17 protein-coding genes are annotated in these 19,655 nt (G+C 70.0%); 9 read left to right on the top strand and 8 right to left on the bottom strand.

Translation table 11 applies throughout. The features are described from left to right. Positions 1 to 367 precede the first annotated feature (367 nt). Positions 368 to 1,447: a histidinol-phosphate transaminase gene (hisC, locus tag DN051_RS20060; RefSeq protein ID WP_053759328.1), complete on the bottom strand. Its 1,080-nt coding sequence runs from the start codon at positions 1,445 to 1,447 to the stop codon at positions 368 to 370. A 487-nt stretch (positions 1,448 to 1,934) separates the two neighbouring features. Between hisC and DN051_RS20055 the strand changes: the two genes are divergently transcribed. The 3 genes from DN051_RS20055 to DN051_RS20045 all read left to right on the top strand — a co-directional run bounded on the left by DN051_RS20055 (position 1,935) and on the right by DN051_RS20045 (position 5,519). Beyond that, complete coding sequence (locus DN051_RS20055; protein WP_053759327.1) at positions 1,935 to 3,047, top strand: LacI family DNA-binding transcriptional regulator; 1,113 nt, start codon at positions 1,935 to 1,937, stop codon at positions 3,045 to 3,047. A gap of 301 nt (positions 3,048 to 3,348) precedes the next feature. Further along, positions 3,349 to 4,458: a metallophosphoesterase gene (locus DN051_RS20050; RefSeq protein WP_107093936.1), complete on the top strand. Its 1,110-nt coding sequence runs from the start codon at positions 3,349 to 3,351 to the stop codon at positions 4,456 to 4,458. A 194-nt stretch (positions 4,459 to 4,652) separates the two neighbouring features. Further along, on the top strand, positions 4,653 to 5,519 hold the full coding sequence (locus DN051_RS20045) for a hypothetical protein (protein WP_053759325.1): 867 nt from the start codon (positions 4,653 to 4,655) through the stop codon (positions 5,517 to 5,519). Between the two features lie 182 nt (positions 5,520 to 5,701). Here DN051_RS20045 and DN051_RS20040 read toward each other — a convergent pair whose 3' ends face one another. Together DN051_RS20040 and thiC are read right to left on the bottom strand one after the other, a co-directional pair. After that, a complete protein-coding gene (locus tag DN051_RS20040; RefSeq protein ID WP_112439221.1) occupies positions 5,702 to 7,204 on the bottom strand; it encodes a VWA domain-containing protein in 1,503 nt (500 codons plus the stop codon). Between the two features lie 309 nt (positions 7,205 to 7,513). Continuing rightward, a complete protein-coding gene (gene thiC / locus DN051_RS20035) occupies positions 7,514 to 9,325 on the bottom strand; it encodes a phosphomethylpyrimidine synthase ThiC (protein ID WP_053759323.1) in 1,812 nt (603 codons plus the stop codon). Between the two features lie 931 nt (positions 9,326 to 10,256). Here thiC and DN051_RS20030 point away from each other — a divergent pair. Further along, complete coding sequence (locus tag DN051_RS20030; RefSeq protein WP_053759322.1) at positions 10,257 to 11,516, top strand: YibE/F family protein; 1,260 nt, start codon at positions 10,257 to 10,259, stop codon at positions 11,514 to 11,516. Between the two features lie 383 nt (positions 11,517 to 11,899). Here DN051_RS20030 and DN051_RS20025 read toward each other — a convergent pair whose 3' ends face one another. From DN051_RS20025 to DN051_RS20010, 4 genes are all read right to left on the bottom strand, one after another. Next, positions 11,900 to 12,337: an SsgA family sporulation/cell division regulator gene (locus tag DN051_RS20025; RefSeq protein WP_053759321.1), complete on the bottom strand. Its 438-nt coding sequence runs from the start codon at positions 12,335 to 12,337 to the stop codon at positions 11,900 to 11,902. A 98-nt stretch (positions 12,338 to 12,435) separates the two neighbouring features. After that, positions 12,436 to 13,161, bottom strand: coding sequence for an IclR family transcriptional regulator (locus DN051_RS20020; RefSeq protein ID WP_112439220.1), 726 nt, complete (start codon positions 13,159 to 13,161; stop codon positions 12,436 to 12,438). 469 nt (positions 13,162 to 13,630) lie between these two features. Then, a complete protein-coding gene (locus DN051_RS20015) occupies positions 13,631 to 13,843 on the bottom strand; it encodes a DUF5326 family protein (RefSeq protein ID WP_053759319.1) in 213 nt (70 codons plus the stop codon). Between the two features lie 179 nt (positions 13,844 to 14,022). Next, positions 14,023 to 14,340, bottom strand: coding sequence for a cupin domain-containing protein (locus DN051_RS20010; protein ID WP_112439219.1), 318 nt, complete (start codon positions 14,338 to 14,340; stop codon positions 14,023 to 14,025). A 59-nt stretch (positions 14,341 to 14,399) separates the two neighbouring features. On the opposite strand from DN051_RS20010, the gene DN051_RS20005 reads away from it, so the two are divergent. The 5 genes from DN051_RS20005 to DN051_RS19985 all read left to right on the top strand — a co-directional run bounded on the left by DN051_RS20005 (position 14,400) and on the right by DN051_RS19985 (position 18,133). Further along, a complete protein-coding gene (locus DN051_RS20005; protein WP_112439218.1) occupies positions 14,400 to 14,777 on the top strand; it encodes a phage holin family protein in 378 nt (125 codons plus the stop codon). A gap of 5 nt (positions 14,778 to 14,782) precedes the next feature. Further along, positions 14,783 to 15,274, top strand: a complete 492-nt coding sequence (locus tag DN051_RS20000) for a low molecular weight protein-tyrosine-phosphatase (protein ID WP_112439217.1) — start codon at positions 14,783 to 14,785, stop codon at positions 15,272 to 15,274. Beyond that, positions 15,271 to 16,428, top strand: coding sequence for a cystathionine gamma-lyase (locus DN051_RS19995; protein ID WP_112439216.1), 1,158 nt, complete (start codon positions 15,271 to 15,273; stop codon positions 16,426 to 16,428). The genes DN051_RS20000 and DN051_RS19995 overlap by 4 nt, the downstream gene beginning before the upstream one ends. 227 nt (positions 16,429 to 16,655) lie before the next feature. Continuing rightward, a complete protein-coding gene (locus tag DN051_RS19990) occupies positions 16,656 to 17,561 on the top strand; it encodes a LysR family transcriptional regulator (RefSeq protein WP_053759315.1) in 906 nt (301 codons plus the stop codon). A gap of 89 nt (positions 17,562 to 17,650) precedes the next feature. Continuing rightward, positions 17,651 to 18,133, top strand: a complete 483-nt coding sequence (locus DN051_RS19985) for an NUDIX domain-containing protein (RefSeq protein ID WP_053759314.1) — start codon at positions 17,651 to 17,653, stop codon at positions 18,131 to 18,133. 89 nt (positions 18,134 to 18,222) lie between these two features. On the opposite strand, the gene DN051_RS19980 is transcribed toward DN051_RS19985, so the two are convergent. Beyond that, complete coding sequence (locus DN051_RS19980) at positions 18,223 to 19,623, bottom strand: globin domain-containing protein (RefSeq protein WP_425471786.1); 1,401 nt, start codon at positions 19,621 to 19,623, stop codon at positions 18,223 to 18,225. Between the last annotated feature and the right edge of the window lie 32 nt (positions 19,624 to 19,655).

The following is a 19,655-nucleotide window of genomic DNA, read 5'->3' as shown; positions in this document are numbered from 1 at the left end:
GGGACACGCTTGTGAACGCGTTCACATTCACAAGCAATTATGACGCACCGGTTTTCGACCTTCGAAGGGGGGTCCCCTACGCCGTCAAGCCCCCGGCGGCCACTTCAACACGTCGTTGAATCCACAGCCCGGCAACAGCGTTGTTCCACGTGAAACGGGCGCATACCAGATCACCGCTCGCGGCACGGTCACCTCATGGACCGACGACGGCGTCCTCGATCAGCCTTCGCGTCGCCCTGCAGACAGGACGGGCTCACGAAGTGACGAGTGTCACCTCGCGAGCCCGCGCGGCTCCCGAAGTCCCCAAGATCCCCCGGGCCTCGTAGTTCCCGTGGACCTCGTGGATCTCTCAGACCGTCTGGATCGCCTAACTCTCCTTGAGGAACGCGTCCGCCACCTTCAGCACGACGTCGTTCGCCTCGGTTTCCCCGATCGTCACGCGTACGCCCTCACCCGGGAAGGGCCGCACCATGACGCCCGCCGTCTCACACGCCTGCGCGAAGGCGGCCGCCCGCTCCCCCAGCGGCAGCCAGACGAAGTTCGCCTGGGTGTCGGGCAGCGTCCAGCCCTGGGCGCGCAGCCCCTCGACGACGCGGTTGCGCTCACAGACCAGCGTGCCGACGCGGCCGAACAGCTCGTCCTCGGCCCGCAGCGAGGCGATCGCCGCGTCCTGCGCGATCCGGCTCACGCCGAACGGCACGGCCGTCTTGCGCAGCGCCGCCGCCACCGGCTCGTGGGCCACGGCGAAGCCGACACGCAGGCCGGCGAGGCCGTAAGCCTTGGAGAACGTACGCAGCACGCACACGTTGGGCCGGTCCCGGTACAGCTCGATCCCGTTCGGCACCTCGGGGTCACGGATGAACTCGTAGTAGGCCTCGTCGAGCGCCACCACCACATCGCTCGGCACCCGGTCGAGGAACCGCTCCAGCTCGGCCCTCCGCACGGCCGTGCCCGTGGGGTTGTTGGGGTTGCAGACGATGATCAGCCGGGTCCGGTCCGTGATCGCGTCGGCCATCGCGTCCAGGTCGTGCACCGCGCCCGCCGTCAGCGGCACCTGCACCGACTTCGCGCCGCTGATCTGAGCGATGATCGGGTACGCCTCGAAGGAGCGCCACGCGTAGATCACCTCGTCACCGGGCCCGCTGGTGGCCTGCACCAGCTGCTGGGTGACACCGACCGAGCCCGTCCCGGTCGCCAGATGCTCCAGAGGGACGCCGAACCTGTCGGACAGCTCGTTCATGAGGTCCGTGCAGGCCAGGTCGGGGTAGCGGTTGAAGGAGGAGGCCGCGGCGGTCGCGGCCTCCATCACTCCGGGCAGCGGCGGATACGGGTTCTCGTTGGAGGACAGCTTGTACGCCACGGCGCCGCCCGCCGCGGCCGGCCTGCCCGGTTTGTAGGTGGGGATCCCCTCCAACTCGGCGCGCAGCTTCGGGCTCGTCTCGCTCACCGCAGTCCTCCTCACAACCACCGGCGGCCTGACCGCCGCCGGCTCCAATACTTCTCACCTTAAGAGGATTCGGCTCGGCTGCGTATGGGGCGGGGCAACCTCGCTCTCCACCGGCGCCGCCGACGCCACCGACGCGTGGCCGAAGGCCGACGCTCGGTCTCGGCAGAGGAGCCCCATCTGTCCCACAGGCATCAGGGGCATCATCGTATGAAGGTGCACGAATCGGGGGGCGCGTCGCACATATATCTATGCGCCGGTGGCTCACGCCCTAGCGCGCATCACCCGTGCAGGTGAGTTGAGACCTCTTCGAAACATCGGCCACTTGGCAGGCACGCGCGCGCCGACAAGTCACGTACTGCACCAGGAAGATGCAACTCTCTTGTTTTCCAAGGCATTTGACGCTATATGACCTTGCAGAAACGTGCCTGTCAACGAATGCATATGCGTCCGCACTACCCCACCGCGTGAGCCCTACTATCGGCTCGCCATGACAGCAGCAGGGAAGCACCAGGTGAGCCGCGCGGAAACCTCACGTCGGGGCAGCCGGCCGGGCCGGGCGGGCATCAGAGACGTGGCGGCCGCCGCCGGGGTCTCCATCACGACCGTCTCCGACGCCCTCAACGGCAAGGGCCGGCTCCCCGACGCCACCCGCCGACATGTCCGCGAAGTCGCCGACCGACTCGGGTACCGCCCCTCGGCCGCCGCCCGCACCCTCCGTACCGGCAAGTCCGGACTGATCGGTCTGACCGTGACGACATACGGGGATGAACCTTTCACCTTCACCGAGTTCGCGTACTTCGCGGAGATGGCGCGCGCCGCCACCTCCGCCGCGCTCGCCCGCGGCTACGCGCTCGTCATCCTCCCCGCGACCTCCCGTCACGACGTGTGGTCGAACGTCGCGCTCGACGGGACCGTCGTGATCGACCCGTCCGACCAGGATCCGGTCGTCAGCGAACTGGTCCGGCAGGGATTACCCGTCGTCTCCGACGGCCGGCCGGCCGGCTCCCTGCCGGTCACCGCCTGGGTGGACAACGACCACGAGGCCGCCGTCCTCGGCATCCTCGATCATCTGGCCGACGCCGGCGCCCGCCGGATCGGCCTGCTGACCGGGACCACGACGGACACGTACACACATCTGTCGACCACGGCGTACCTGCGCTGGTGCGAACGTGTCGGCCAGGACCCGGTCTACGAGGCCTATCCGGCGCACGACCCGTGCGCGGGCGCCGTCGCCGCGGACCGGCTGCTGGCCCGCCCGGACCGTCCGGACGCCGTCTACGGACTGTTCGACCCGAACGGCACCGACCTGCTCGCCGCCGCCCGCCGCTACCGGCTGCGGGTACCGGACGATCTGCTGCTGGTCTGCTGCAGCGAGTCGACCGTGTACGCCAACACCGAGCCACCCATCACCACGCTGTCCCTCAAGCCGCGGCGGATCGGCACGGCCGTGGTCCAGTTGCTCATCGACGCCATCGAAGGAGTCGAGTCGGACCAGCCGGTCGAGCAGGTGATACCGACCGAGCTGATCGTGCGGACCTCGTCGCAACGCCGGTCGCCACGCACCACGGTCAGCCCGCCGCGGTCGCCCGACGAAGGGTAGGGCCGAAGGGCGGCCCGGGACGCTCGCGCCGAACTCGGCAACCGGCGGGCGGCCCGGGGCCGATCACCCGAAAAGGGCAGGGCGGCACGGGGCGGTCACCCGGAAAAATCGGGGGGCTGCCCCGCGGTCGCCAAGGCGGGAAAGCCCTGCCCAATCGGGGCGAATGCCGCGGTGAACTGGAGTCTTGCTCCGATTCACCACCCCTGGGTCATCACACAGCGCGATCCGCATTCCTATGATGGGCCCACGGCACCGCGGGCCGCTGCGACCAGGCAGTCCGAAGCGGTGCAGACGCGGCGCGATGGTGGAGGGGTCGATGACTCAGGGGGCCGGTCAGGGACCCGAGGTGGAGCGCACGGCGACGTTGCGCGACTTCCGGGTGCCCGCGTACGTCCACCAGCCCGGTCCGTACGTCCCCGGCGCGCATCCCGGCGCGGCCGCCGGCCCCGTCACGGAGCCGGTCGTCCACCCGGAGGGCTACACCCCCACCGAACGCGACCTGCCCGTCATCAACCGCGGTGACACACTGCAGGTCACCGTCGACCCGACCGGCGTCCCGGCACCCGCCGCCGCCCCGGAGCCCGGCACCGGGCCCGGACCCCTCTTCGTCGTGGGCGACGTGCACGGCTACCTGGACGAACTGGTGGCAGCCCTTCAGGAGAAGGGCCTCATCGACGCCGCCGGCCAGTGGTGCGCGGGTACGGCCCGGCTGTGGTTCCTCGGCGACTTCACCGACCGCGGTCCGGACGGCATCGGCGTCATCGACCTGGTGATGCGGCTGTCCGCGGAGGCCGCCGCAGCCGGCGGGTACTGCAAGGCGCTGATGGGCAACCACGAACTGCTGCTCCTCGGCGCCAAACGGTTCGGCGACACACCGGTCAACTCGGGCGCGGGCACCGCCACCTTCCAGGCGGCCTGGCTGCTCAACGGCGGCCAGAAGACCGACATGGACCGCCTCCAGGACCACCACCTCCAGTGGATGGCCCGCCTCGACGCGCTGACCGAGACGGACGGCCATCTGCTCGTCCACTCCGACACCACCGCCTACCTCGACTACGGCGACTCCATCGAAGCCGTCAACGACAACGTCCGTGAGGCCCTCACCCGTAACGACGCGGACGAGGTCTGGGACCTCTTCCGCAAGTTCACCAAGCGGTTCTCCTTCCGCGATGAGGGCGGCGCCGACGCCGTTCGCTCACTGCTCGATACGTACGGCGGGACCCGTATCGTTCACGGCCACAGCCCCATTCCCTATCTGCTGGGCGAGGTCGGCTCCGAGGACGGCGAGGACAACTCCGGTCCCGTGGTCGAAGGACCGCACGTCTACGCCGACGGGCTCGCCATCGCGATGGACGGCGGCGTGACGATGGCCGGAAAGCTGCTGGTCCAGCAACTTCCCCTGACCGTCTGAGGGTTCGCCGGGACAAGTGTCACCGGCGTTTGACGGGCGTACGACGGCGCGGACCGGGGCCCAATTTCTGGAAACCCCCTGTCATGGCGCACGGTCACCGCTCTACCATCGGCTTTATCCGTAGCAGGCTCCCCTCCGTTTCTGCCCGACGGCTCGTCAGCGTGCGAGCCCCAAGCCCTACGGAGCATCGGGGGATGCACATGAACAGCGTTCCGCAGCACCTGCTGAGCGAGGACCGCCAGGATTACGAGCGGCTCCTCGATGAGGCGCTGCGCTCCGCACACCACCGCCCGGAACTGGCCGCTGTCGGACAGCGGCTCAACCCCGAACAGCTGCGCACCATGGCGCTCAACGCCTCCGCACTCATCACGGCGGCCGCGGCGACCGAGTACCAGCATTACGTGAAGGTCCGCGAGGAACTGCGCCGACCGGCGCCGTCCACCCCGTCGTCCGCCCGCGACTCCGGCTCCTCGGAGCCCGACACGGGCGCGGTGGGGCTCGCCGCCACCATGGGAGAGGTCGCCGAGACCGCCGGCGCGGGCGCCGTCGCCGTCGTCGCGGTCCTCGCCCCCGTCCTGGCCGGAACGGCCGCGGCGATCTTCCTGCTCGTCGGTTACATCCTGAAGATGCTGACCCCCGAGCCGGCGTTCGCCGAGACCATGCTCACCACCGGGTGGGTCTTCGGCGCCCTCACCGCGGTCGCGATCCTGGTCGCCGCCGTCGGACTGCTGCTCACCGCCCTGCGCAACCGGCCCTCGCTGGAGTCCGGTCCGTACGGCGCGCTCAGCGGGGAGGTGGCCAAGGCCAGGGAAACCTGGCGAGAAGCCCTGCTGGAGAACGGCATCCTGCCGTTCCTGCGCGAGGCGCTCGCCGAGCCCGGCCCGGCCGCGCTGCGTCGCACGGCTCCGCCGGCACCGACGAGCCGCATCCCGCACCTCGGCTACGACCGGCCGGGCTTCACCAGCCCCGGCGACGGCCCGGCCGCGAGTTCCCGCCCGAGCTACACGAGCCCGGATTACTCGAGTCCGGACTTCGGGGGACCCGAGCACAAGCCGGAGTGAGCCCTCGGCTTGCGCCCCCTGAGCGGAGCGCAAGCCGAACACCCCGCCGTTCGCCGAACGGCGGCTTCGGCGTGCGCTCCTTCAGCGTGTGCCCGATCGGGCGCGCGCTCCTGTGGCGCCCTCCTTCGCGGGTACGGCTGCTCGGGCACGGCTGCGCGGGCGGGCGGCTCGGCACGGGCAGGTCACAGGATGCGCGCTTGGCGGGCCGCGGTGATCCAGCTCGGGAACTCGGACAGGAGACGGTCGTACAGCTCCTGATCGGGGACCGAGCTGATGTCGTCCACGGCGAAGAAGCCCACGTTGTCGACGCGGCGGCCGGGCAGGGTGTCGAAGCGCTCCAGCACTCCGTAGTTGGCCCGCCCGAGCCCCACGAACTGCCAGAAGATCGGCTCCTCCACCGCTTCCCGCAGTTCGCGTTCGATCTGCGCGTCGCGGTAGACGCCTCCGTCCGAGAAGAACAGCACAAGGGTCGGAACCGCGGCCGGGTTGTCCCGGACGTACGCGCGCACCTGCGCGATCACCTTCTGCTCCTCGTTCTGGATGCCGATCGTCCGCATGTCGACCTGATCGGCTTGGAGGCCCTTCTTCGGCTTTCTGCGGCCGAAGAGGCTCAGTTCACCGACCCGGACGTGCAGCCGCAGCCAGTCGGGCAGTTCCGCGAGGCGGAGATCGGGCAGCCGGGCCGCGTTCGAGGCGAAGGTCCAGGCCTGCATCTCGCCGTCGTCGTCCAGTTGGGCGGCGACGGCGGCCATGCGCTCCACCACGTCCGCCACGACACCGCCGGAGTACAGGAACGACATGGAGCCCGAGGCGTCGAGCACCAGGATGACGCGCGCGGTGGTCCCGGCTACGCCGTGCTTGCTCAGACTGACCGCCACCTGCTGCTTGCGCAGGGACAACCGCTTGCGCATGTCCACCGGCAGATGTTCCTCGCCCTTGGTCATTCGCGGGGCGGGGGAGGCGGTGGGTGATGTGGCCGGTTGTGCGGTGGGTGGGCTGGAGGGTCGTGTAAGCGGTGCGGACGGGGCGGGAGCGGCCGGACGGGGCGGTCGGGTCGGCTGCGGCGGTCGGACGGGTTGGGCGGGCTGGGCCGGTTGCGAAGGTTGCGTGGGTTGCGTGGGTTGCATGGGCTGGGCCGGTGGGGGCGAGGGAGCGTCGTCGACGGTGATGCCGAAGTCGGTGGCCAGGCCCGCCAGCCCGGAGGCGTATCCCTGGCCGACCGCGCGGAACTTCCACCGGCCCTGGCGCAGATACAACTCCCCTCCGATGAAGGCGGTCTCCGTCCCGGCCTCCATGGCGAAGCGGGCGAGCTCGTTCCGGGTCTCGTCGTCGAGCAGCTTCAGCGTCAGTCCGGGCACCTGGCCGAACGTCCCGCCGTCGGCCGACGCGCACAGCACGAGCCGTTCCACGGCAGGCTCCAGCGCTCCGAGACTCACCGCGATCGTGTCCGACGTGACCCCGCCGACTCGGTTCTTCCCCAGGTGGGTGACGGCTCCGGAGGCGTGGTTCGGCTGGTTGTAGAACACGAGGTCGCCGTCGTCCCGGACGCGGCCCGCCGCGGTGAGCAGCAAGGCGGAGGCGTCGATGTCGGGAACGCCGGGTCCCTCGGTCCAGGAGAGCTCGACACGCACCGCGCGAGCCTCGACGGGAAGGTTCGCGCCCTTGCTCAGTGAAGTCGCAGCCATGCGTCCCAGTCTGCCGAGCCGAAGACCCGGAAGCGGTGCGTTCCCGGAAGCCGGAAGCAGTGCGTACCCGGAAGCCCGGAAACGGTTCGTTCCCGATGGAGTTCGGGCTGTGGTTCCCGGCGGTTCCTGAGCAGTGGGCTCCTGGCTACCCCCAAGCCGAGAGTTCCTGGTGCCCCCAAGCCGCGGGCTCCTGGCTGCCCCCAAGCCGTGCGTTCCCGGCGGTTCCTAAGCAGTGGGCTCTCGGAGGCCCGTGCTCCGGGCGGTTCCCATCGGGCGGCAGCCCGGAGCACGGATCCACGGCTGCGACCGTCAGTCCGCCATCGGCAGATACACCCGGTGGCCCGCCTGCGCGAACTCCTTGGACTTGCGCATCATGCCCTCGGCGACCTCCTCCGCCGTCGCGCCCTCGGCCACCCCACCGCCGAAGCGCTCCGCGATGCTCTGGCTGATCTTCATCGAGCAGAACTTCGGCCCGCACATCGAGCAGAAGTGGGCCGTCTTGGCAGGCTCGGCCGGCAGGGTCTCGTCGTGGAACTCCCGTGCGGTGTCCGGGTCGAGGGCCAGATTGAACTGGTCCTCCCACCGGAACTCGAAGCGCGCGTCGGACAGTGCGTCGTCCCACTCCTGTGCGCCCGGGTGCCCCTTGGCGAGATCCGCCGCGTGGGCCGCGATCTTGTAGGTGATGACACCGGTCTTGACGTCGTCGCGGTTGGGCAGGCCCAGGTGCTCCTTGGGCGTGACATAGCACAGCATCGCCGTGCCCCACCAGGCGATCATCGCGGCACCGATGCCGGAGGTGATGTGGTCGTACGCAGGCGCGACGTCCGTCGTCAGCGGGCCGAGCGTATAGAACGGAGCTTCATCGCAGATCTCCTGCTGAAGGTCGATGTTCTCCTTGATCTTGTGCATCGGGACATGCCCCGGGCCCTCGATCATCGTCTGAACATGGAAACGCTTCGCGATCCGGTTGAGTTCCCCGAGCGTTCGCAGCTCGGCGAACTGCGCCTCGTCGTTGGCGTCCGCGATCGAACCCGGCCGCAGTCCGTCACCCAGCGAGTAGGTGACGTCGTAGGCGGCGAGGATCTCGCACAGCTCCTCGAAGTTCTCGTACAGGAACGACTCCTTGTGGTGCGCCAGGCACCACGCGGCCATGATCGACCCGCCCCGGGAGACGATGCCGGTCTTCCGGTTCGCCGTCAGCGGTACATACGGCAGGCGTACACCGGCATGGACCGTCATGTAGTCCACGCCCTGCTCGGCCTGTTCGATGACGGTGTCCTTGTAGATCTCCCAGGTGAGTTCCTCGGCCTTGCCGTCGACCTTTTCGAGTGCCTGATAGAGCGGCACCGTGCCGATGGGGACGGGGGAGTTGCGCAGCACCCACTCGCGGGTCGTGTGGATGTTGCGGCCCGTGGAGAGGTCCATGACCGTGTCGGCGCCCCAACGGGTCGCCCAGGTCATCTTCTCGACCTCCTCCTCGATGGACGAGGTCACCGCCGAGTTGCCGATGTTGGCGTTGACCTTCACCAGGAAACGTTTGCCGATGATCATCGGCTCGATCTCCGGGTGGTTGACGTTGGCGGGCAACACGGCCCTGCCCGCCGCGATCTCCTCGCGGACGACCTCCGGCGAGACGTTCTCCCGGAGAGCCACGAACTCCATCTCGGGCGTGATCTCCCCGCGGCGTGCGTACGCGAGCTGCGTGACCGCCGTCCCGTCGCGGCCACGACGCGGCAGACGCGGGCGGCCGGGGAAGACAGCATCGAGATTGCGCAGACCGCCGCGCGGCGAGGTGTGCTTGATCCCGTCGTCCTCGGGGCGGACGGGACGGCCCGCGTACTCCTCGGTGTCACCGCGGGTGATGATCCAGTTCTCCCGGAGCGGCGACAGACCGCGGCGGACATCGGTGTCGACCAGTGGATCGGTGTACGGACCCGAGGTGTCGTACAACGTGACCGACTGCCCGTTGGTGAGATGCACCTGACGGACCGGCACCCGCAGATCGGGGCGTGAGCCCTCGACGTACGACTTGTGCCAGCCGATGGACTTCCCGGCCTCCGTGTTCTCTCCGTCGACGGAGGTCTGCGTGGAGGCAGGCGTGCGTGCGTCCTTGTTGGCCATGAGACCGTCTCCCTACGCCGGCATTACCCGGTAACAGGTTCGGCGGTCGACGCAGCGATTTCCGTTGGCCGAAGTTCCATGGGATACATCACTCGTGCCGAGTGATGTTCCACGTGAAACATCGCGAATACGGAGGTCAGCGTCCTCTCAGCCCGGTGCTCCGAGCTCCCGCGTGTACAAAGGTCCCTCCACGCTAGCGTCAATTCGGGCGCGGTGAACAGGGGGCCCCGGTCGTTCTTGCGATGATCGGGCGGTGACCACGAATCAGCAGCGCCCGTTCCAGCCGCCCGACCCCCCGCGTGGAAACGGCTCCGGCACGGGTCCCGGTTTGGGTTCCGGACCGGCCGCCGCACCGGGCAACGGGCGTCGGGTCGGCGAGGGGATGGGGTCCCGGAGCGGATACGGCGACGGAGCCGGACAAGGTCCGGGAGCCGGTTACGACGACGGATCCGGACATGGTCCTGGCGCCGGTTACGACGACGGCAGGGGATACGGGGACGGCGGCGGATACGGCGGGGGCGCCGGTCATCGCGGCTCCGGTCATGGGGCCTCTGGTCATGGCGGCTCCGGTGTCGGCCGTGCGTCGGGTTACCGCGCCGGCGGTGACCCCGCATCCGGCAGGGGTGCGGGTTACGGGCCCGGCGGAGACGGCGCTTCGGGAGGCGGAAGCGGTTTCGGCACCGGTGATGACCGTTCGGCCGGCGGCACTCCCGGCCAGGGCCATGACCACGGCCACGGTGCGGGCAACAGCTTCGGGCACGGATCCGGGGGCGACGGAGGCGACTGGGGCAACGGGGGTCGGGGGCCCGGTTCCGACGGCGGCGGTGGGCACGGTCACGGCCCGGGCCCCGGCGGCAGCGACGGGCACGGATCCGGACCCGGTGGCGGGCACGGCCACTCCCACAGCCATGGGCCGGCCGCCCCGGTCTCCATGCACCTACGCAAGATCATCGCCGCGGTTCTGATCCCCTTCACCACGGCCGTGGTGGTGGGGCTCGCGGTGCTCTGGCCCGGCGGCGCGCCCCCGCACGAGCGCACCGGTGTCGGTTTCGACCGGCAGACCCAGCAGGCCACGGTCGCCAAGGTCGAGGAGCTGGACTGCGCCTCGGTCAACGCCTCGGCGGACACACCGAACGGCGACACCTCCACCGCCGAGGGATCCTCCGCCCAGCAGCAGGCGAACGGCAACTGCAAGAAGGCGACCATCCGGATCGACACCGGCAAGGACAAGGGCCGTACGTTCACCGAGATCGTGCAGCCGGACCAGTCACGGCAGCTGCACGAGGGCCAGCAGGTCGTGGTCGCCTACGAGCCCTCGGCGCCCAAGGACCTCCAGTACTCGGTCACCGACGTGAACCGCAGGTTCCCGATGTCGGTGCTGGCAGGCATCTTCGCGCTGGCGGTCGTGGTGGTCGGCCGGTTGCGCGGTGTCATGGCGCTGATCTCACTGGCCATCAGCTTCCTGGTGCTGAACTTCTTCATCCTGCCTGCGATCCTGCAGGGCTCCAATCCGCTGGTGGTGGCGGTGGTCGGGGCGAGCGCCATCATGCTGGTCGCCCTGTACCTGTGCCACGGCCTGTCGGCGAGAACGTCGGTGGCCGTGCTCGGCACGCTGATCTCACTGCTGCTCATCGGCGCCCTGGGTGCGCTGTTCATCGACTGGGCCGCGCTCACCGGCAACACGGACGACAACACGGGTCTGATCCACGGCCTGTACCCGACGATCGACATGAGCGGCCTGCTGCTGGCGGGCATCATCATCGGTTCGCTCGGTGTGCTCGACGACGTGACGGTCACGCAGACCTCGGCGGTCTGGGAGCTGCACGAGGCCAACCCGACGATGGGATGGCGCGGGCTGTACCGGGCGGGCATCCGCATCGGCCGCGACCACATCGCCTCGGTGGTCAACACGCTGGTCCTCGCGTATGCCGGTGCCGCTCTGCCGCTGTTGCTCCTGTTCTCCATCGCGCAGAGCAGCGTGGGCACGGTCGCCAACAGCGAGCTGGTCGCCGAGGAGATCGTGCGCACGCTGGTGGGTTCCATCGGTCTGGTGGCCTCCGTACCGGTCACCACCACGCTCGCGGCCCTGGTCGTCTCGGCCGACCGGCCCACGAAGGAGATGGCGTCGGCCGCGGCCGGCGGCGGCCAGGCGGCGGGACGCGGTACGAGGGGGCGGCGGCGCAAGCGCTGAGGCGACCGGGCAGGCACTGACGCGCATGACGGCGTGAGCGCGGACGCGGGCACGCCGGACGCCGCTCGGCCGGGCCCCGACGCGGAGCCACGTCGCCCGCGCCCCCGCCGTCACGTCTACGGCGGCCGCGGCGGGGCGGCTACGCCGAGGCGGCTGCGGCGACGAGCGCGAACCGGGTGCCGCCCCGAGGGCCCGACGAGGGCGGGCAACGGGTGAGGGAACCCACGGGCCCGGCGCAGACGCTCCCTGAAGCCTCTCAAGGGCCCCTGTGGGGCCTCGGGGTGAAGCGTTCCTGCCCGACCACCGGTGCCCGCTCCTTCGCCGTCCCACACCCCCTCGGAGCTCAGGCGAAGCGTTACGCCACCCGCCCCTTGAGCAACGCCTCAACCCGCGCTCTGCTCCTCGGCCAGAATGCGGTCCAGTGCCTCGTCGAGATGGGCGTCGAACTCGGCGAGCGCGCCTTCCTGTCCCAACGGCACCAACTTGTCCGTGCGGTCGAGGAAGGCGACGAGCGGAGCGGTCGAGGACCGGAACAGCGCCTGGTCGGCGCCGACCTGAAGCCGGATCAGCACGTCGCCCAGCGACTCCGGCTCGACCGGCGAGACCCGCACATCGCCCTCGCCGCAGGGGCGGCCCACCCCGTCGATCAGCAGCTCCCGGCCGAAAGCCCAGGTCACCGGGGCATCACCGGGCAAGTGGAAGGTCAGCCGCACGGCATAGGGATCGCACGTCTCGTAGCGCAGCTCCACCGGAATGCGGAAGGAGAGCTCCTCGGAAACGAGGAAGCTCATCATGACCTCTGCCTGTACGGACTCGCGCATCGCCTACCCCGTCATTTGCCGTCGACTGGCCGGGAATCAACCTCTGTCACTGGTGGCATCTTGCTGAACGTACACACCAGATCACAAGGAGTGAGTTTTCAGATACTGATAGAGAGGGCCAGTGACCCCAGAAGACGGCCGATCTCGCTCTGCAACTGGCGTGCCGCGGGCAGCAGCCGGTCCGCCTGGTGGCCGGGGAGGGAGATGGCCATCGTGGCGACCGTGGTGCCCAGCGTGATGGGAATCGCCGCGCACACCGTGCCCAGCGCGTACTCCTGGCGCTCGATGACCGGCTGCATCCGGGCCGTGCGGTCGAGGCGTTGCAGGAACGCGCGGTCGTCACGGACCGTGTACGGGGTGATGGACTGCACGGGATAGCGATCGAGGTGGGCCCGGCGGGTGTCCTCGTCGAGCTGCGACAGCAGGCACTGGCCGATCGCGTGCGCGTGGCCGGTCTCCCGGAAATCGGCCCATTCCTCGACCGCCGGATTGCCCGGGGTGTCGGAGACGCACATGATCTCGATCTCGCCGTCGCGGTAGATCGCGTAGTACACCGGTACGCCGATCACATCGCGCCACTGGTCGAGGGCGTCGACGATCGTGCTGCGACGTTTCTCCTGTGCCCCTCTGCTGCTCAGCCGCTCCGCCGCCTCACCGAGGAAGAACAGCCCGCTGTCGCGGCGCAGATAGCCCTCGTGCACCAGGGTGCGCAGCAGGTGGTACGTCGTGGGCAGGGCGAGGCCGGCCTCGCGGGCCAACTGCTTGGCGGGGGCGCCGTGTTCGTGTCCGGCGACGCATTCCAGCAGCCGCATCGCGCGCTGCACGGATCCGATGAGGGTCGCCGTCTGCTGGGGAGCGGGAGGGACCGGAGGTGAGGCCGAAGTGCTCGGCGGGGGGTGCGCCGTCCGGCCCACGGCCGAGGCGCTGATCGCCGGACGGGTCCGGTCCGGGACGGGCCGGGACGAGGCGGGCCGGGAAGGGGACGGCTGTTCGGGGGGTCTGACGCGCAGTTGCGGCGCCGGGAGGGGCGGTCGTCCGGGGCGGGGAGGTGCGTGCGAATCTGCGGGCGCGGTGTCTACCGTGGCCAAGGGTCACTCCCGAAGCGCGAGAGGGCGGGCCGTGCCGGGGAACACGGGTGGGGGGTACGGGGGTGTACGCCGCTCGTGGGGTCGTCCCCCGCGTCGAGTTCCGGACTCTAACCGTCTGCCACCGCTCGCAGACGGTCCGTGCACAAACTTCCCCCGCCCGAGGGAACAGGCGATTCCTGTTACCGGCCCCCGTCACCCTCTCCTGTCACCAGTCACCTCGCGAGCTGGAGTTCGTCGTGAACTTCCGTACGACGTAGATGAGCCCGCCGACCAGTGCCACGAAGACCAGGAGCTTGAACAGCAGTCCGATCACGAAGCCGACGACACTGGCTATCAGCCCGCCGAACACGACCAAGGCGATGACCGGCACCGCGATCCACTTCACCCACCACGGCAGACCCGCGAAGATCTCTCGCATCGCCCTTTGCCCTTCTCTCTCTTCGCCCGCCGGCCGCGGGGCTCCCTTCGAGCCCTCGGGTCCCGGTCGGATCCTGTGACGTCCTGCCCTCAAGGCTAGGGCCGACCCGTGGTCCGGCGGAGGGCTCACAGCCCTTGTCCTCCCCTGACCGATCCCCTAGGGAACCCGGGGACCGCGGGTCAGCTCTCCGGCGGAGAGAACACCACCAGCACCCGCAGGTCCTCGCTGATGTGGTGGAACTTGTGGGCCACCCCGGCCGGGACGTACACCACGCTGCCGCGGGCCACCTCGCTGGTCTCCAGGCCGACGGTGATCGCCGCGCGTCCGCTCACGACGAAGTACACCTCGTCCTGGTTGTGCGGCTGCTGTCGATCGTGCTCGCCCGCATCGAGCGCGTACAGGCCGACCGACATGTTCCGCTCCCGCAAGAACTGCAGGTAGGCGCCGTCGTTGGCGGCGCGCTCCGCCTCCAGTTCATCCAGCCGGAATGCCTTCATCACCACTCGTCGCCTCACGCCCGTACTCGTAGCCGATCTCGTCTGCCACGATCAGACACATGATGAATTTCGTAGTCAAGACGATCGCCAACGCGGGCGCCCTGGCGGTCGCCGTGTGGCTGCTCGACAAGATCACCCTGACCGGCGACAGCACGGGCAGGAAGGTCGGCACGCTGATCGTCGTCGCGCTGATCTTCGGCCTGGTGAACTTCCTGGTCAAGCCGATAGTCACGCTGTTGAGCCTGCCGCTGCTCGTCCTCACGCTCGGCCTGTTCACCCTGGTGGTGAACGCGCTGATGCTGTTGCTGACCTCGTGGGTGGCGGACAAACTCGACCTGAGCTTCCACGTCGACGGCTTCTGGACCGCCGTCCTGGGCGCCCTGATCATCTCGATCGTCTCCTGGGCACTCAACCTCGTTCTTCCCGACGGAGACTGAACTCCATGACTTACCGCGTCTGCTTCGTCTGCACCGGCAACATCTGCCGCTCCCCGATGGCCGAATCCGTGTTCCGCACCCGCGTCGCGGAGGCCGGACTCGACGGCACGGTGGAGGTCGACAGCGCCGGCACGGGCGGCTGGCACGAGGGTGATCCGGCCGACCCGCGCACCGTGGCCGTCCTGCGGGAGCACGGCTACGGCACCGAGCACACGGCGCGGCAGTTCCAGGCGTCGTGGTTCTCCCGGCTCGATCTCGTCATCGCCCTGGACGAAGGCCATCTCAAGGCGCTGCGCCGCCTCGCGCCCACCGAGCAGGACGCGGCGAAGGTGCGGCTGCTGCGCTCGTACGACCCCGCCGTGGGCGACGACCTCGACGTCCCGGACCCTTACTACGGGGGGATGGACGGCTTCGAGGAGTGCCTTGAGATGGTGGAGGCGGCGAGTGAGGGACTGCTCGCCGCGGTACGTGAGCAGGTGGAAGGACACGCGGGATGAACGATTCAGCCAACACCACGGGTGGGACGAGGGGTCTCGGCGACGGCACGCGCGCGGTGCGGGCCGGACTGCCCGAGCCGGTGAAACACGAGCCGACCCTGCCCGGGCCCGTGTTCGCCGCGCACTTCCATCTGCCCGGCGACCCCACGGGCCCGTACACCTACGGCCGTGACGAGAACCCGACCTGGACCCACCTGGAACAGGCGATCAGCGAGCTGGAGGCGCCCGGCCGGGACGATGTGGAGACCCTGGTCTTCGCGTCCGGCATGGCCGCCATCTCGGCGGTCGCCTTCTCCCAGCTGAGTGCCGGTGACGCGGTCGTCCTGCCCAGCGACGGCTACCAGGTGCTGCCCCTGGTCCGCGCCCAGCTGGAGGCGTACGGCATCGAGGTGCGCACCGCGCCGACCGGCGGCGACGCCCAGCTCGGCGTTCTCGACGGCGCGAAACTGCTGTGGATCGAGACGCCGTCCAACCCCGGGCTGGACGTGTGCGACGTCCGCCGGCTCGTCGAGGCCGCCCACGCGCGCGGCGCCCTCGTCGCCGTCGACAACACCCTCGCGACCCCGCTCGGACAGCGCCCGCTGGAGCTCGGCGCCGACTTCTCCGTGGCCAGCGGCACCAAGCAGCTGACCGGGCACGGGGACATCCTGCTGGGTTACGTCGCGGGCCGGGACCGGACGGCCATGGCGGCGGTACGCCGCTGGCGCAAGATCGTCGGTGCGATCCCCGGGCCGATGGAAGCCTGGCTCGCGCACCGGTCGATCGCCACGCTGGAACTGCGTGCGGAACGGCAGAACGCCAGCGCGCTCACCGTCGCCGAGGCGCTGCGCGACTGGCCCGAGGACCTCAAGGTGCGCTACCCGGGGCTGCCGAGCGACCCCTCGTACAAGATCGCTTCAGAACAGATGCACCGCTACGGGTGCGTGGTCTCCTTCACCCTGCCCACCCGCGAGCGGGCGGACCGTTTCCTCGACGCGCTGCGGCTCGTGGACGACGCCACGAGTTTCGGCGGGGTGCGCTCCACGGCCGAGCGACGGGGGCGCTGGGGCGGGGACGCCGTCGCGGAGGGCTTCATCCGGCTCTCGGTCGGTGCCGAGAATCCCAACGATCTTGTCGCGGACGTGCTGAGCGCGCTGCACGAGTCGGCGAAGTGATCGGTTCCCGGACGCCCGGCGGGCTGCCCTCTACGTAGAACGGACGGTCCGAGCCTCCCCCCTCGTGGCTCGGACCGTCCTCGGTTCCGCGCGTGAAGAACCGCGCAGCCAAGGCTAGTTGACTCTGTGTCAGTGTCCAATCACAGTAGCGACAGCGACCTATCGACTTATTTATAGTTGGACCCTGCTCGGGGGCCGGAGATGTGCAGGGGACGGGAGAGCACGCCATGGATCTGGCCTTGCTGCGCACGTTCGTCACCGTGCACCGGGCCGGCTCCTTCACTCGTGCCGCCGCCCTGCTGGGACTCTCCCAGCCGGCCGTCACCTCGCAGATCCGCACCCTGGAACGACAGCTCGGCCGCCCGCTGTTCCTGCGGCAGGCGCGCGGAGTGACACCGACTTCCATCGGCGACGAGCTCGCGCACAAGGCCGCGCCCCATCTCGACGCCCTGGTGGAGATAGCCGAGAGCGGGCTCGACGACGACTCGTCGTTGCGCACCCTGCATCTGGCCGGCCCTCCCGAGTTCACCGCCGAGCGGGCACTGCCCGCGCTCGTCGAGCTGACCGGTGAGGACGGACAGGGCTTCGCGCTGCGCGCCTCCTTCGGCAACGCCGAGGAAACCCTGGAGGGGCTGGCCGCCGGCCACCACGATCTGGCCATCTGCACCGCCCGCCCGCGCGGCGCGCTGCTCACCGCCACCACACTGTGCGACGAGGAGCACGTGCTGGTCGCCGCTCCTCGGTGGGCGGAACAGGTCGGACTCGGAACGCTGCGCGACAAGGGCGCGCTCGCCCTGGAGAACCTGCCCGTCGTCGAGGTGCACGAGTCGCTGCCGTTCGCCTCCCGCTACTGGGCCTCAGTCTTCGACTCCCGACCGGCCGCCTCCGGCACCGTCATCGTCCCGGATCTGCGCGCCGTCCTCGCCTGCGCGGTGGCGGGCGCGGGGCTGGCCGTGCTGCCCCGTTACCTCTGCGCCGCCGCCCTGGAACGCGGTGATGTGGTGGCCCTGCACGATCCGCCGGTACCACCGCTGCGGACATACTTCCTGGTCGTCCGCACCGGCACGCTGGCCATGCCGCACATCGCGCGGGCCCATGAGTGGCTTCAGCACGCGGCCTCGGAGTGGTGCTGATTCGCGCGGCCGTGCGGCCTCACGCACGGGGCTCGGCCGGTGACCTTGCGCGATGTTTCACGTGGAACCAGCCGGGCCACATTTCTCCCATGACCGTCCGACCCGTGGTCAAGCGCACCGCCCGCGCCGTTCTCCTGGATGGCGACGACCTGATCCTGATCAAGCGCACCAAGCCCGGCGTGGACCCGTACTGGGTCACTCCCGGTGGCGGAGTCGAGCCGGAGGACGCCACCGTCGTCCACGCCCTGCACCGTGAGGTGTACGAGGAGCTGGGCGCGAAGATCGCCGATGTCGTGCCCTGCTTCGTGGACACCGTCGAGCACATCGGTGAGGACGGCGGCGCGACCGGAGTGAAGGTGCAGCACTTCTTCGTCTGCCGGCTGGAGTCCATGGACCCGTCCCTGCGGCACGGCCCGGAGGTGGAGGAGCCCGCCGGTGAGTACGAGATCGTGCGGGTGCCGTTCACCCGCGTCGGAATCGCCTCGGTCCACCTGGTGCCGCTGTCCCTGCGCCACTACCTCGACGGGAACATCGAGGGCGTACGGGCCATGCACGCTCCCGATCTGGGCTGACCTGCCCGCTCCCCTGGGCGGCGCCGGGAGAGGCCTGTCGGGGCACGTCGGCTTCCGGCAGTGACGAGTTCTTCCACCGAGTCGTGGCGCTAGCTTCCGGTGGCGACGAGTTCCTCGACCGAGTCGTGGCGTATGCGGTTCGACGGGATACCGATGTCCCGCAGCGCGTCCACACCGCTGCGGATCATCCCCGGCGGACCGGAGAGGTAGGCGTCGTACTCGATCCAGGGGCCGTACTCCCTTATGGCGTCGGGGAGCTGGAGATGCGCCTGCTGGTCGATGATCGCGCGGACCGACAGCCAGGGATGCGTCTGCTGAAGCCTGAGCATCGTGTCGATGTCGTACAGATCGTGGTCGGTGCGGGCTCCGTAGAACACCTCGACGGGCCGTCGTTCGCCGTGTTCGGCGACGTCCTCGACCAGTGCCTTGATGGGCGCTATGCCCGTGCCCCCGCCCAGACACAGCAGTCCGCTGTCGGTGGTGTGGTCCACGGTCATCGAACCGGCCGGCGGGCCGAGGCGGATGACGTCACCCGGGCGGGCGCGGTGCACCAGCGCGTTGGAGACCCAGCCCGCCGGGACCGCCTTCACATGGAAGCTGAGCAGCCCGTCGGAGCGGGGCGCCGACGCGAAGGAGTAGTGCCGCCAGATACGGGGCCACCACGGGGTCTCCACGCTCGTGTACTGCCCGGCGAGGAAGGGGTACGGCTGGTCCGGGCGGACGGTGACGACCGCGACGTCCGGCGTTCTCAGGTCGTGCGCGACGACCTCCGCGTGCCACCAGGCCGGGGCGCGCAGCTCGTCCGCGGCCGCCGCGTCGATCATGACCTGCGAGATGGTGGTGTACGCCCTCACCCAGGCCGCTTCGGTCTCCGTGTCCCAGACGGACTCCGCGTACCGGCTCAGCGCGCCGATCAGACACTCACCGACGGCCGGATAGTGCTCGGGGAGCGTGCCGTACTTGCGGTGACCCCGGCCCAGGTTCTGCAGATACGGGACCAGGACGTCGGTGTTGTCGATGTGCTCCGCTGCGGTGAGCAGCGCCTTGAGCAGACGGTCCCGTTGGGCGTCCATCGCGGCGGGGAACAGGGGCCGCAGATCGGGGTGGCGGACGAACAGCAGCGCGTAGAAGTACGACGTGACCTTGTCGGCCACGGGGGCCACGGTGGCCATGGTCCGTCGGATGAGTACGGCGTCCGGGGAGGCCTCCGGCTGCGACGCGGGCGGCGCCGCTTGAGGGGCGGGGCCGGTGCTCCGGGCGTGCTCGGTCGGGGCGGCCTGGTGCGGCTGCCGGCCGGAAGCGGCGGACTCGCTCTGCCGTGCCGTGCCGAGAGGAGCGGAGCCGAAGACCGAGGCCTCGTGGTGCTCGGCCGGCGCGGTCCGCTGCACGGGCACGCGCTGCCCGGCCGGCGGGGCGTCGGCGGGCGCGGGCGGCGCTGCGAGGCGGGCGCCGCCCGTGTGCTGAGCCGCGGGCGGCACCTCGGCCGGCAGCGCGGCCCGGTGGGCCGTCGGCGGCGGCTGCG

Origin of the sequence: Streptomyces cadmiisoli, assembly GCF_003261055.1 — a bacterium.
Classification (GTDB): Bacteria; Actinomycetota; Actinomycetes; order Streptomycetales; family Streptomycetaceae; genus Streptomyces; species Streptomyces cadmiisoli.
The sequence above is the reverse complement of the archived record's forward strand: the minus strand, read 5'-3'. Positions and strand labels throughout refer to the sequence as shown.

Coding starts and splice junctions, on each gene's coding strand:
- DN051_RS20040 (WP_112439221.1), bottom strand. CDS start 7,204: ATGGCTGCGACTTCACTGAGCAAGGGCGCGAACCTTCCCGTCGAGGCT.
- DN051_RS20015 (WP_053759319.1), bottom strand. CDS start 13,843: ATGCGAGAGATCTTCGCGGGTCTGCCGTGGTGGGTGAAGTGGATCGCG.
- DN051_RS20010 (WP_112439219.1), bottom strand. CDS start 14,340: ATGAAGGCATTCCGGCTGGATGAACTGGAGGCGGAGCGCGCCGCCAAC.
- thiC (WP_053759323.1), bottom strand. CDS start 9,325: ATGGCCAACAAGGACGCACGCACGCCTGCCTCCACGCAGACCTCCGTC.
- DN051_RS20030 (WP_053759322.1), top strand. CDS start 10,257: ATGCACCTACGCAAGATCATCGCCGCGGTTCTGATCCCCTTCACCACG.
- DN051_RS20005 (WP_112439218.1), top strand. CDS start 14,400: ATGATGAATTTCGTAGTCAAGACGATCGCCAACGCGGGCGCCCTGGCG.
- DN051_RS20050 (WP_107093936.1), top strand. CDS start 3,349: ATGGTGGAGGGGTCGATGACTCAGGGGGCCGGTCAGGGACCCGAGGTG.
- DN051_RS20000 (WP_112439217.1), top strand. CDS start 14,783: ATGACTTACCGCGTCTGCTTCGTCTGCACCGGCAACATCTGCCGCTCC.
- DN051_RS19990 (WP_053759315.1), top strand. CDS start 16,656: ATGGATCTGGCCTTGCTGCGCACGTTCGTCACCGTGCACCGGGCCGGC.
- DN051_RS19985 (WP_053759314.1), top strand. CDS start 17,651: ATGACCGTCCGACCCGTGGTCAAGCGCACCGCCCGCGCCGTTCTCCTG.
- DN051_RS20055 (WP_053759327.1), top strand. CDS start 1,935: ATGACAGCAGCAGGGAAGCACCAGGTGAGCCGCGCGGAAACCTCACGT.
- DN051_RS20045 (WP_053759325.1), top strand. CDS start 4,653: ATGCACATGAACAGCGTTCCGCAGCACCTGCTGAGCGAGGACCGCCAG.
- DN051_RS20025 (WP_053759321.1), bottom strand. CDS start 12,337: ATGCGCGAGTCCGTACAGGCAGAGGTCATGATGAGCTTCCTCGTTTCC.
- DN051_RS19995 (WP_112439216.1), top strand. CDS start 15,271: ATGAACGATTCAGCCAACACCACGGGTGGGACGAGGGGTCTCGGCGAC.